We start from the raw sequence: 10,104 nt of genomic DNA, 5'->3' as shown, positions 1-10,104 counted from the left end.
TGCATCTTCAGGCGTGGCCAACGCGCGCATCGTGCGGATTTCCTGCCTGGTTACGCATCCAGTCCGCGAGCTTGGTGAGCGCGGCATCGAGCTCGCCGCGAGCGGCTGCATCGGCGACCGTCTCTTCCAACGCGCCGCGCATGCAGAGCAGCCACGCATCGCGCTCGGCGCCGCCGATCGGAAAACCCATGTGACGCTGGCGCAGCCGCGGATGCCCCTTCTCCGGCGAATACAGCTTCGGGCCGCCGGTCCATTCGGTGAGGTAGCGCTTCAATACCTGCTTGGTTGATGTGAGGTCGTCCGCATGCATGGCGCGAATGCCCGCCGCTTCGGGACGTTCGTCCATGCGTCGATAGAAGCTTTCCACCAGACGGTCGATGGTTACAGGACCGCCGATCCGCTCGAACATCGAAACAGTGACCATGGTATCGCTCATGCCGATCCCTTCTACCCCATGCGCTATTCGTCCATGCTGGGCGAAAGAATAACCTCCGCCGGTGCCCCCGGGCCTTGATCGGCGACAAATTCCAGCGTCGACACGCGCGAAAGTCCGTCGCCGCTCTCCATCAGCACCACGGCGTCTTCCGGCAGTCCCTTCAATCGATCGAGCAGCTGCGCAACGGTCACGCCCGTTTTCCCCGCTAGTCCGGATGGATCATGATTTCCATGGTCTCGTCATGGTCTTCGAACGCGTTGAAGGGGCGGTCGTCCTCGACTAGCCGCTCGCCGCACAGGCAGACCTCGCCGTCGATCACGGCCAGCGCGATCGGCTGGAGATTCTTGCCGCTGCAGGGTCCATCGATGCAGAGCCCGCTGTCGATCTCGAATGTGGCGCCGTGACGGCCGCATTTCAGGAACGCGCGATCCTGCGTGAAGAAGTCGCCACTGCCGATATTGAGCCAGACCCCGTCATGCGGGCAGGCGTTGACGTAGCCGACATAGGCGTTGTCGTGGCTCCGGATCACGACGATCGGGAACGGCCGGCTTTCGCCGGACGTATCAAGGCGCGACAGGCTGAATGCTTTCGCGCCGCCGCGCTCAATCTCGTCACTCGCGCAGATGACGAAGACGTCGATCTCTTCCGGATCCATGGCGCTCCTCCCGGAAGTCACGCCGCCGCTGGCGCGGCCGCCTGCTTCAGCGCCACCAGCTCGTCATGGGTCAGCCGGAAAACGCCCCGCCCGCCCGCAAGCGTCTGGTAGACGTCGCCGGCCTTATCGCTGAGGAAGTTGAACCAGGCTTGCGGCGTGAGACCCTCGGGTCGCTCGCTGATCTCGACCACGGTGCCGTTGGGTGCAAAGCGGGCGTGAAGAACGACGTTCTTCGTGTCCATCGTCTCTCTCCCGCGCTCACAGGCCCGACGAAAAGCCGAGCAGCTCGATCTTGACGTCTTCGGTGCCGAGCACGGTGGCCTGGCAGGCGAGCCGCGATTTCGAGCCGACGCCAACGATCGAATCGAGCTTCTCGTTCTCGAGCTTTGCGATCTTCGACAGACCTTTGCGCCCCTCCTGCACGAAGATATGGCATGAGCCGCACTTGGCCTGGCCTTCGCACTTGTGGGGTATCGCAATCCCCGCGCCTAGCAGCGAGGCGAGCAGCGTTGTGCCTTCCGTAACTTCGATAGTCTTGCCTTCGGGCAAGACAGTCAGTGTGGTCATGATCTTCATCCTCTCTTTGTTATGCGTATCCGTGGTTCAGTAGATCGCCGCACCGGCGCCGACATTGATCGAGGCATCCTTCATGGTCTCGACGATAAATTCGATCTGACTGTCGGTGAGATGGGTATGAAACGGGAGCGCAATGGCGCGATCGGCGATCTTCTCGGTCACCAGCAGGTCGCCGCGGCGATAACCGAGGTCGAAATAGTGCCGCTGCAAATGCAAGGGATGACTGTAGGCGGCGGCCTCGATCTGCTCGACCCGGAGATCCTCGGCGATGGCATCCCGGCTCGAGCGGGTGAAGCGGGTGCCGAGATGCACGAGATAGAGGAACCAGTTCACCTCGGTCACATCGGGCGCGACATAGGGCGGCTTGATACCCTCGAACGACTGCACATGCGTCGCATAGAGCTGCTCGACCAGCCGGCGGCGTTCGATGATCTCGTCGATGCGCTTGAGCTGGGCCAGCCCGAGCGCCGCCGCAAGATTGCTGAGTCCGACCTGATAGGGGGCGGCGGAACCGACCACGACCGAAGATCGCTCGCTCAGCCGATGCGAACGGTGACGCCGCAGCGTCACGGCAAGGTCGATGTTGTCGGTCACGACCATGCCGCCCTCGCCGCAGGTCAGCAGCGACGGCTGCGCGAAATCGAACACGGCGACGTCGCCGAAGCTGCCGACCAGCCTCTCCTTGTAACGCGAACCGATCGCCTCGGTGGAATCCTCCAGCAGGACGAGACCGTGCCGGGTCGCGATGTCGCGGAGGTCCGACCAGGGCGCCGGGTGCCCATTGGTATTGGCCGCGAGAATGGCCCGCGTGCTCGGCGTGATGCGCTCCTCCACCTTCGCCGGCGCCAGATTGCCGGACCAATAGTCGATGTCGGCAAATACTGGCCGCGCGCCGGCAAGGCTGATCGCGTGCGCGGCCTCCCGGAACGAGTAGGCCGAGGCGATGACCTCGTCGCCGGCGCCGATGCCGTAAGCCTTCAGGGCGAGCAGCAAGCCGATCGTGCCGCTCGGTACTGCGACCGCATAGGCACGACCGACATAGGCGGCGAAGGCCTCCTCGAATGCTTCCGAAAGCGGGCCGTTGGAGATCCGCGGCGCACGCAGCACGGCATCCACCGCCCCGATTTCGGCCAGGGTGATGTCTGGGTCGGACAGCGGAATGAAGTCATGGCCGGCCTCGGCCGGTGCCTCGGCGGCCTCCGCGACGTCATCATAGACGAGAGCCGGTTCGGTCATGGCTTGACCGCCCGCTTTGCCAGCACGATGCCAGTCGCACGCGCCGGATCGTCGGTGATCTGGGCGCAATGATCGGCGCCGTCGAGCAGATGCAAGTCGAACGCCCCGAGGCTGCGGAACGGTGTCTCCGTCACGTCGGAGGCGTCGCAGCGGATCCAGGCGAGGTGAGGAAATCTCTGACGAAGGGTCGCGAACGCTTGCGGCGCCGCATCCGGTGCGGCGAGCGCCTGCTCGATCTCGATCAGTTCGTGCGCTGCCAAAGCCATCCGCTCCCCCTACTGCCAGAAAACGCGTTCGGGATCGGCGTTCAGCACATCCGTCACCGAGGCCAACTGCTGGTGGATCGAGTGCAGCACCCACACGCCCCGTTCGTGATCCTTGCGGAGCAGCTGCCAGGTTGCGCTCGCGCCATCATAGTGCAGCAGCGCGATTTCGATCACGCCGCCTTCGGTATCGATGTTGCGCGAGCAGCAGGGGCTCTGGATCAGATAGCCGCCGGCGACACCCTCGACGTTCGGCGAAACATAGCGATAACGCTGCCGCGATCTCAACGCGCGCTCGATTCGCCTGGAATCCAGCTCGTTCGGATGTGCCGGCATGGCGGCATCGATTCGTCTGCGGACTGCGGCATTCATCGTGGCATCCCTACAGCGGACTGATTTCTTCTTCGAGGCAGCCCACCACCAGCCGCTCGCCGAACTCGACGAGATAGATCGGCAGATTGGCCTCGGTATGCCGGCCGACCTGCACGATCTCGCCGGCACCGCCGACAGCCACGAGGAGGCCCTCGGCCGGTGCATCGGGAAACGAGCCATCATTGTGCAGGTCCACTGCCGCCTTCACGCGCTGGCCCCATTGATACTTCGGCAATTTCGGTTCGATCATCATGATGCAGCCTCCGGCAGCGGAATGTCTTCGACCGCATCGCGCGGGGTAACGGGGTCGAGCTCTTTGCGCTTCATCCCGACGCGGTTGCCGCTTTCGAGGAATTCGACGCCATAGATGTAGAATTGCTGCAGGAAGGTGCCGATCGAGACCACGTAGCCGATCTCGCCCTTCTTGGCGAGGATGTCGCCAATCTCCTTGCCGGCATAGGTACCGTCATTGCGAATGGTGCGCTTGGCCCGCACCTTCTCGCCGAAATTGAAGAAGGGCGGTGCTGTCAGCTCGACGACGTCGCTGTCACGGACGATGTTGCTCATGCGGAAGTCCCTGTTCCGCGCTCGAGCCGCACGGCGATGCGCGATCGCGCGACCTCGCGCACCAGGCTATCCTGGTCCTCGACCAGCCCCGCAACCTCTCCGGCTGCTGCGCGGCTCGCAACCTCGTAGCGGATACGCCAATCCGTATCGCGGCGCATGAGCGCCAAAGGCTCAGGCGACAGGCGCTGCGCGACCTCGAGCCGCACGGCCGCGTCGCGATCATGGATCATGCCGAGCAGCCATTCATCCGGAACACGCCGGGCCACGACGCGCCGAACCTCCGCCTCCTCGTCATTGGTCATCCGGCCGAGTAGTAGCGGCGGCAGCCTGCGCGCGACGACGAGGCGCACGTAGTAGTCCTCGTCGCCAGCCATTGGCAGCAGCTCGTCGCCCTCGATCAGGGTGGCAACTCGCATCCTCACCTCGCGATGCGGATCCTTGCGCAGTTGCAAGGCGTAGCGTTTGGGCAGGCGGCGAACCGCGTTCCAGCGCACGGTTTCGTCGGCATCGTCGAGCAGCGGGGGAAGCAGGAACAAATTGGCAAATTTTGCCGCGATCGCGCGGACCTCGAAATGCGGATGGCTGAGGTAGCCGTCGGCGAGAGCGGGATTCCAGGTGAAGAAGCGGTCGATCCGACGGGCATAACGATCATTGACGCAGGCGTGCCGGATCCGGCAGCTGCCGGTGCCGTTCAGCACCAGATGCGCGCATCCGGAGCAATCGACCCGATTGCCCTGCCAATCAAGGGCTTCGTCGATGTCGTCACTCATCGTCCTGCCCCATCCGGTCGAGCACGCCCAGAAGCACCTTGGCGCCGATCTTGTCGGTGGGATCGAGTTCGAGCAGCTTCTGCACTGCGATCCGCCCTTCCTCGGTCTGTCCCAGGCGCATCTGCAAGTAAGCGTAGCCTTTCAACGAGAACAGCAAGAAGCGCGCGAGGATGTTTTCATAGCGACCAAACTCGGCGTCCTCCGCTCGAACACGGCGCCAATCGGCGGGAAGGCCGTTCTCGTGCGCCGCCTTGAGCAGACAACGCCGGGCGACATCAAGCGCCTCGGCGAGACGCCCCTTGTAGAAATAGAATCGATAGAGGCCGATCAGCACCGCCGCGTGGCCGGGCGCGACTGCCTCGGCTTCCCGCAAATGATGCTCCGCGATGTCGTCCAGGTGATAGGATAGACCTGCCTCCCACAAATGATGCTCGGCTTCGCTCGGCAGCCCGCGGCCAAGCAAGGCGCTGGTGACGAGCGCCTCGTTGATCTCGACTTGCGGGCTGACGAACGTGTCGGGCATCATCTGCGTGTGTTCAATGGTGGCTGCAGGAAACCTGCTTCGGATCGTGGAACACGAGCCCGGTCTGGGTCGGCGTATCCGCGAAATCGATGGTCACGCCCTCAAGCAGCAGCCGGCTTTCGGCCGGCAGGAACAGCTTGACGCCGTCGCGCTCGACCACGGCATCGCCGGCGCGGGGCTCGGCTAGCACGTGGATATCGGCGGCAAGGCCCGAGCAACCACCCGGGCTGACGGCAAGACGGAAGCCGCTGCCCGCGCCGCCGTCGACGCGGAGCATCATGCGCATGAATTTCTGCGCGGCGGGCGTGATCGTGAAGTTCATGGCTGTCCTCCTAGGCGGGCGGCTGATAGCGCGGCAGCGAGGTGTCGATGACGCAGGTGTTGTCGACCGGACACACCGCCACGCATTGCGGCTCGTCGAAATGACCGATGCATTCGGTACATTTCTTGGGATCGATCACGAACGTCCCGCCCTTCTCGCGGATGGCGACATTCGGGCATTCCGGCTCGCAGGCCGAGCAGCTCGTGCACTGCGAAGCGATGATCTTGAACGGCATCGGGCTCTCCTCAAGCCGCCGAAATCAGCGCACCCTGGCGGATGGCGGCGTCGCCGCGCTCCACATGGGTGATCTCACCGCTGTTGACCTTGTCGAGATAGGCCCTGAACCAGGCGATCGCCGACTTCTCGATGTACTCGTGGGCGAATTGATCGACCGGCTCGATCCCGGCCTTGATCAGGTCTGCCTTCGGGCAGCCGCCGATCTTGGCCACGAACACCGCATGGCAGTCATTGATGGCCCGGATGATGGTCTCCAGACTGTCCTCCTCGCCGTAGCCGCCGTGGCAATAGAGATCGACGCGGCGGTGGCCGACGAACTTTGCCCCCGCGGTGGAGAGCTCGTAGACCTGGAACTCCTTGGCGTGACCGAAATGCTCGTTGATCAGACCGGAGCCCTTGGTCGCGACCGCGACCAGCACCTTGATGTCGCTGGACGCGCCAGCAAGCTCGGCGAGCTCTTCCTGCTTGGCCGCGACCTTGGCAACCCGCTCCTCCTCGACCTTCTCCTGATACGCCTTGCGGGTCTCGGAGTCGTATTTGACCTCCATGGCCATGATCTTCTCGGTGGTGAACTCGGCGCTGCGGTCTTCGCCGAGCAGACCGACGGCGTCGGCCCGGCACTGCCGACAGTGCCGCATCATGTTCATTTCGCCTTCGCAGGAATCCTGCAGCGCCTTCAGCTCCTGCGCGCTCGGCCCGCGTTGGCCGTTCAGGCCGAACACCGTGCCGTGCTCGGGCGCGGAGATCAGCGGCATGATGTTATGCAGGAACGCGCCGCGCGATTTCACGGCTCTGTTGACCTCGACCAGGTGCTGGTCGTTTATCCCCGGGATCATCACCGAGTTGATCTTGCAGAGGATGCCGCGCTCGGTGAGCATCTCCAGGCCCTGGAGCTGCCGGTCAGTCAGGATCTTGGCGGCCTCGTAACCGGTGTAGCGCTTGTGCTTGTAGAAGATCCAGGGATAGATCTTCGCGCCGATCTCCGGATCGACCATGTTGATGGTGATGGTGACGTGATCGACGTTGAATTTTGCGATCGCGTCAATGTGGTCCGGCAGTGCAAGGCCATTGGTCGAGAGGCATAGCTTGATGTCGGGCGCGGTCTGGCTGATCAGCTCGAACGTCTTGAAGGTCTTTTCCGGATTTGCCAGCGGATCTCCCGGGCCGGCGATACCGAGCACCGTCATCTGCGGAATGGTAGAGGCGACGGCCAGCACCTTCTTGGCAGCCTGCTCGGGTGTCAGCTTCTCGCTGACCACGCCGGGACGGGATTCGTTGGCGCAGTCGTACTTGCGATTGCAGTAATTGCACTGGATGTTGCAGGCCGGCGCGACCGCAACATGCATGCGTGCGTAGTGATGGTGCGCCTCCTCGCTGTAGCAGGGATGGTTCTTCACCTTCTCCCAGATCTCGGTCGGCAGGTCGCCCTGCCCCGCAGACGATCCGCAACTCGCCTTGCCGCTGCCGCCTGTGGTGCCGCAGCCTTTATGCTCGGCGATGGCCTGCATGATCTCGCCGACATTGCTGTTGCTCGCGTCGTGTTGCGCTGAAACGTCCATGTGCTCAATTCTCCTTGCAAGCCCGACAGATTTTACGGGGCTCGGATTTCGAGAAGCGTCCTAAGAGTCGTTCTAGAAAGGTATTAGCAACCCGCATGCCACCGTCGCGTCGGCGACTTTCTTTGCTTGCTTCAAGGGGTTAGCGAGTTCACCGAACAGTGTCGGATTGCCAACGCATGTTGGAAAGATGACAGACGCGACATCGTCGACACGATACGTCGATGCGCACGCGATCTCCGCGCGAAGATCGTTCGCGCGGAGATCGTCAGATCGACGAGTCGATGAAGGGTCAGCCCGCCAGCACGATCTCGACTGCGCGCGCAAGCGGGACCGCAACCGGGGTCAGGCCTTGACTGACCAGGAAGCGCAATTCGTTCTTCGACAGGGCGTCAGGCTCGACGACGGCATAGTGGGTGTCGCTCGAACGCTTCGAGACCTGTCGCGCATAGGTGCGCAACAGTTGGTCGTTGAAGCGGCAGCCGAGGAACAGGAAGCTGCGGCCAGTGCGCCGCGCCTTCACCTCGTCCGGGATGGGTGTCTGGATGTCGATCTCGGTCAGCACCTCGACATAATCGGCGTCGGAGATCAGAAAATTCTTCGCCGGCGCGACGCTGCCATGGGGCTTGTAGAGGATCGTGGTCCAGCCCTTGGCCTGCGCGCGATCGACCTCCTGGCCGCTGGCATCGTAGAACCGGTACCAGCGGTCCTCGCCGATGCCGGCGCGGGTGATGCCCTGAATCTCGCCCCAGTCGCCGCGCCCGGCGAGCGCACTTCGCATCGCGCCGTCGTACCAGCTGTCGACGATCAGCGGCAGCGGCAAGGTAGCGAGATGGCGATGCAGCGCGGTCGGTGCGACCGGACTGGAAAAGGCATCGGCCATCAGCGCGGTCACGGTGGCGCGGTGCCTGGTGCTCTCGATGTGCTGCGCGGAGGCCCAGGCATTGCCGCGGGCGCGGCGCGGCAGCGCCACCTTGGTGCCGAAGAAGGCCGCCAAGGCTTCCGGGTTCATCGGCACGGCCGGTTCGGCGAGCTCGGCGACGCCCGGCCCGAGATAGGGAATAACGGTGCCGCCCCGCAGCTGCGTGACGACGCCGTGAAGGATCGCCTCTGCGTCGGCGGGATTGGTGAAGTCGATCTGCGGGATCGGCGCGTTCATCACTCGTCTCCCTCTCCGCCGCGCTTCTTGGCGTTGATCGTGATCGGCAAATTGGTATCGGCGGCCATCTGCGGCAAGTCGAGCACCCAGCCGTTGGCGATCTTGATCCAGCCGCCCCACAGGGTCTCGTGCTCGGATTCGACGATCGGCTCCTCGAGATCCTTTTTCGGCACGTAGATCGACAGGCCGGTCTCTGGGGAACGGCGAATCATGACTTTCATAGACTAATCTCCGCTGGACGAGAGGTGTCGCTCGCGCGCTCTTGCCACGAAGGAGACAATGCTCTCAGTTTCGACAGTATCTCCGGCAGCACCAGCAAGACCCGATCGACTTCATCGGCCGTGGTCTCGCGGGACAGGGAGAAACGGATCGCGCCGCGCAATAACTGCGGCGGCACATGCATCGCGCGCAGCACATGCGAGGGCTCCATCGAGCCGGAGGCGCAGGCCGATCCCAGCGACGCGGCAATGCCGGCGCGGTTCAGATGATGAATGATCGCCTCGCCTTCGAGATGCTCGAATGCGATGTTGGAGGTATTCGGCAGCCGGCACTTGATGTCGCCAAGCACCATGCAGTGGCCGAACTGCAGAATCTGCTGCTCCAGTCGGTCGCGCAGTACGGCAACCGCGGGCCGCTCCTGCTCCAGCTGGCTCGCGGCGAGTTCGGCCGCCTTGCCCAAGCCGACGATGCCGGGGACGTTCTCGGTGCCGGCGCGGCGGCGCCGCTCCTGCGGACCGCCCTGGATCAGCGGCTTGAATTTCGTGCCCTTGCGCACATAGAGCGCGCCAATGCCCTTGGGACCGTGCAGCTTGTGGCCCGACAGCGACAGCATGTCGATCTCGGTTGCCTTCAGGTCGATCGAAATCCGCCCGACCGCCTGCACGGCATCGGTGTGAAACAGCGCGCCCGCCGAGCGGGCCATCTTCGCCAGGAACTCGACCGGAAAAATTGTGCCGGTCTCGTTGTTCGCCCACATCACGGAGGCGATCGCGGTGCGCGGACCGAGCGCGCGACGGTAGGCCTCGATGTCGAGGCGGCCACGCGTGTCCAGGGGGATAAGATGGCTCTTGATGCCGCGGTGCGCGAGATCCTCGACCAGCGACAGCACAGCGGGATGTTCCACGGCGGTGGTGACGACCTCGTCCCTCCCTTCCTGCACGGCAAGCGCGGACAGGATCGCCGTATTGTCGGACTCGGTTCCGCCCGAGGTGAAGACGATCTCGTGATCGAACGCTGCGCCGATCAGTCCCTGGACGCTGCGACGCGCCTCCCTCACCGCCTGGGCGACGTCGCTGCCGAAAGCATGCACCGAAGATGCGTTGCCGAACTGGTCCGAAAAGAACGGCAGCATCGCCGCGACGACCGAAGGATCCGTGCGGGTCGTCGCGTTGTTGTCGAGGTAGATCGGCCGCACGAAACCCTCTTTTCAGTG

At 63.8% G+C, this 10,104-nt stretch carries 18 protein-coding genes; all 18 read right to left on the bottom strand.

The genetic code is table 11. The features are described from left to right. Positions 1-7: 7 nt before the first annotated feature. The 18 genes from G8O24_RS03965 to nifS all read right to left on the bottom strand — a co-directional run bounded on the left by G8O24_RS03965 (position 8) and on the right by nifS (position 10,086). A complete protein-coding gene (locus G8O24_RS03965; protein ID WP_188096678.1) occupies positions 8-436 on the bottom strand; it encodes a group II truncated hemoglobin in 429 nt (142 codons plus the stop codon). 23 nt (positions 437-459) lie between these two features. Beyond that, complete coding sequence (locus G8O24_RS03960; RefSeq protein WP_181769333.1) at positions 460-627, bottom strand: hypothetical protein; 168 nt, start codon at positions 625-627, stop codon at positions 460-462. 14 nt (positions 628-641) lie between these two features. Further along, positions 642-1,091, bottom strand: a complete 450-nt coding sequence (locus G8O24_RS03955) for a Rieske (2Fe-2S) protein (RefSeq protein WP_188096676.1) — start codon at positions 1,089-1,091, stop codon at positions 642-644. A 17-nt stretch (positions 1,092-1,108) separates the two neighbouring features. Continuing rightward, entirely contained in the window at positions 1,109-1,333 is a 225-nt protein-coding gene (locus tag G8O24_RS03950; protein ID WP_188096674.1) for a hypothetical protein, read from the bottom strand. Positions 1,334-1,349: 16 nt separating this feature from the next. Further along, positions 1,350-1,658, bottom strand: coding sequence for a 2Fe-2S iron-sulfur cluster-binding protein (locus G8O24_RS03945; protein WP_188096672.1), 309 nt, complete (start codon positions 1,656-1,658; stop codon positions 1,350-1,352). A 36-nt stretch (positions 1,659-1,694) separates the two neighbouring features. Beyond that, positions 1,695-2,903 carry a DegT/DnrJ/EryC1/StrS family aminotransferase gene (locus G8O24_RS03940; protein ID WP_188096670.1) on the bottom strand — a complete coding sequence of 403 codons (1,209 nt, stop codon included), beginning with the start codon at positions 2,901-2,903 and terminating at the stop codon, positions 1,695-1,697. Continuing rightward, complete coding sequence (locus tag G8O24_RS03935; protein ID WP_188096668.1) at positions 2,900-3,169, bottom strand: DUF6129 family protein; 270 nt, start codon at positions 3,167-3,169, stop codon at positions 2,900-2,902. The genes G8O24_RS03940 and G8O24_RS03935 overlap by 4 nt, the downstream gene beginning before the upstream one ends. Positions 3,170-3,178: 9 nt before the next feature. Continuing rightward, positions 3,179-3,538 (bottom strand): DUF3024 domain-containing protein, encoded by a 360-nt coding sequence (locus tag G8O24_RS03930; protein WP_188096665.1) that lies wholly within the window; start codon positions 3,536-3,538, stop codon positions 3,179-3,181. 10 nt (positions 3,539-3,548) lie between these two features. Next, on the bottom strand, positions 3,549-3,788 hold the full coding sequence (locus G8O24_RS03925) for a nitrogen fixation protein NifZ (protein WP_188097052.1): 240 nt from the start codon (positions 3,786-3,788) through the stop codon (positions 3,549-3,551). Further along, positions 3,788-4,105 (bottom strand): nitrogen fixation protein NifZ, encoded by a 318-nt coding sequence (locus tag G8O24_RS03920; protein ID WP_188096663.1) that lies wholly within the window; start codon positions 4,103-4,105, stop codon positions 3,788-3,790. The genes G8O24_RS03925 and G8O24_RS03920 overlap by 1 nt, the downstream gene beginning before the upstream one ends. Further along, entirely contained in the window at positions 4,102-4,875 is a 774-nt protein-coding gene (locus G8O24_RS03915; RefSeq protein ID WP_188096661.1) for a 4Fe4S-binding leucine-rich repeat protein, read from the bottom strand. Before G8O24_RS03915 ends, G8O24_RS03920 begins: the two co-directional genes overlap by 4 nt. Continuing rightward, entirely contained in the window at positions 4,868-5,398 is a 531-nt protein-coding gene (locus G8O24_RS03910) for a hypothetical protein (protein WP_188097050.1), read from the bottom strand. Before G8O24_RS03910 ends, G8O24_RS03915 begins: the two co-directional genes overlap by 8 nt. Before the next feature lie 13 nt (positions 5,399-5,411). Next, positions 5,412-5,720, bottom strand: a complete 309-nt coding sequence (locus G8O24_RS03905; RefSeq protein ID WP_188096659.1) for a HesB/IscA family protein — start codon at positions 5,718-5,720, stop codon at positions 5,412-5,414. A gap of 10 nt (positions 5,721-5,730) precedes the next feature. Then, entirely contained in the window at positions 5,731-5,955 is a 225-nt protein-coding gene (locus G8O24_RS03900) for a 4Fe-4S binding protein (RefSeq protein ID WP_188096657.1), read from the bottom strand. A gap of 10 nt (positions 5,956-5,965) precedes the next feature. Continuing rightward, complete coding sequence (nifB, locus tag G8O24_RS03895; protein ID WP_188096655.1) at positions 5,966-7,516, bottom strand: nitrogenase cofactor biosynthesis protein NifB; 1,551 nt, start codon at positions 7,514-7,516, stop codon at positions 5,966-5,968. A gap of 289 nt (positions 7,517-7,805) precedes the next feature. After that, positions 7,806-8,672, bottom strand: coding sequence for an SIR2 family NAD-dependent protein deacylase (locus G8O24_RS03890; protein ID WP_188096653.1), 867 nt, complete (start codon positions 8,670-8,672; stop codon positions 7,806-7,808). After that, positions 8,672-8,893 (bottom strand): putative nitrogen fixation protein NifT, encoded by a 222-nt coding sequence (gene nifT / locus G8O24_RS03885; RefSeq protein WP_100178678.1) that lies wholly within the window; start codon positions 8,891-8,893, stop codon positions 8,672-8,674. Before nifT ends, G8O24_RS03890 begins: the two co-directional genes overlap by 1 nt. Continuing rightward, positions 8,890-10,086 (bottom strand): cysteine desulfurase NifS, encoded by a 1,197-nt coding sequence (gene nifS / locus G8O24_RS03880; RefSeq protein WP_188096651.1) that lies wholly within the window; start codon positions 10,084-10,086, stop codon positions 8,890-8,892. The genes nifT and nifS overlap by 4 nt, the downstream gene beginning before the upstream one ends. Positions 10,087-10,104 lie beyond the last annotated feature (18 nt).

Source organism: Bradyrhizobium campsiandrae, assembly GCF_014529705.1.
GTDB lineage: Bacteria > Pseudomonadota > Alphaproteobacteria > Rhizobiales > Xanthobacteraceae > Bradyrhizobium > Bradyrhizobium campsiandrae.
This window is presented reverse-complemented; position numbering and strand designations above follow the sequence as displayed.

Excerpts from the sequence above, each read along its gene's own strand:
- G8O24_RS03965 (WP_188096678.1), bottom strand. The coding sequence starts at position 436 with ATGAGCGATACCATGGTCACTGTTTCGATGTTCGAGCGGATCGGCGGT.
- G8O24_RS03955 (WP_188096676.1), bottom strand. The coding sequence starts at position 1,091 with ATGGATCCGGAAGAGATCGACGTCTTCGTCATCTGCGCGAGTGACGAG.
- G8O24_RS03950 (WP_188096674.1), bottom strand. The coding sequence starts at position 1,333 with ATGGACACGAAGAACGTCGTTCTTCACGCCCGCTTTGCACCCAACGGC.
- G8O24_RS03945 (WP_188096672.1), bottom strand. The coding sequence starts at position 1,658 with ATGACCACACTGACTGTCTTGCCCGAAGGCAAGACTATCGAAGTTACG.
- G8O24_RS03940 (WP_188096670.1), bottom strand. The coding sequence starts at position 2,903 with ATGACCGAACCGGCTCTCGTCTATGATGACGTCGCGGAGGCCGCCGAG.
- G8O24_RS03935 (WP_188096668.1), bottom strand. The coding sequence starts at position 3,169 with ATGGCTTTGGCAGCGCACGAACTGATCGAGATCGAGCAGGCGCTCGCC.
- G8O24_RS03930 (WP_188096665.1), bottom strand. The coding sequence starts at position 3,538 with ATGAATGCCGCAGTCCGCAGACGAATCGATGCCGCCATGCCGGCACAT.
- G8O24_RS03925 (WP_188097052.1), bottom strand. The coding sequence starts at position 3,788 with ATGATCGAACCGAAATTGCCGAAGTATCAATGGGGCCAGCGCGTGAAG.
- G8O24_RS03920 (WP_188096663.1), bottom strand. The coding sequence starts at position 4,105 with ATGAGCAACATCGTCCGTGACAGCGACGTCGTCGAGCTGACAGCACCG.
- G8O24_RS03915 (WP_188096661.1), bottom strand. The coding sequence starts at position 4,875 with ATGAGTGACGACATCGACGAAGCCCTTGATTGGCAGGGCAATCGGGTC.
- G8O24_RS03910 (WP_188097050.1), bottom strand. The coding sequence starts at position 5,398 with ATGCCCGACACGTTCGTCAGCCCGCAAGTCGAGATCAACGAGGCGCTC.
- G8O24_RS03905 (WP_188096659.1), bottom strand. The coding sequence starts at position 5,720 with ATGAACTTCACGATCACGCCCGCCGCGCAGAAATTCATGCGCATGATG.
- G8O24_RS03900 (WP_188096657.1), bottom strand. The coding sequence starts at position 5,955 with ATGCCGTTCAAGATCATCGCTTCGCAGTGCACGAGCTGCTCGGCCTGC.
- nifB (WP_188096655.1), bottom strand. The coding sequence starts at position 7,516 with ATGGACGTTTCAGCGCAACACGACGCGAGCAACAGCAATGTCGGCGAG.
- G8O24_RS03890 (WP_188096653.1), bottom strand. The coding sequence starts at position 8,672 with ATGAACGCGCCGATCCCGCAGATCGACTTCACCAATCCCGCCGACGCA.
- nifT (WP_100178678.1), bottom strand. The coding sequence starts at position 8,893 with ATGAAAGTCATGATTCGCCGTTCCCCAGAGACCGGCCTGTCGATCTAC.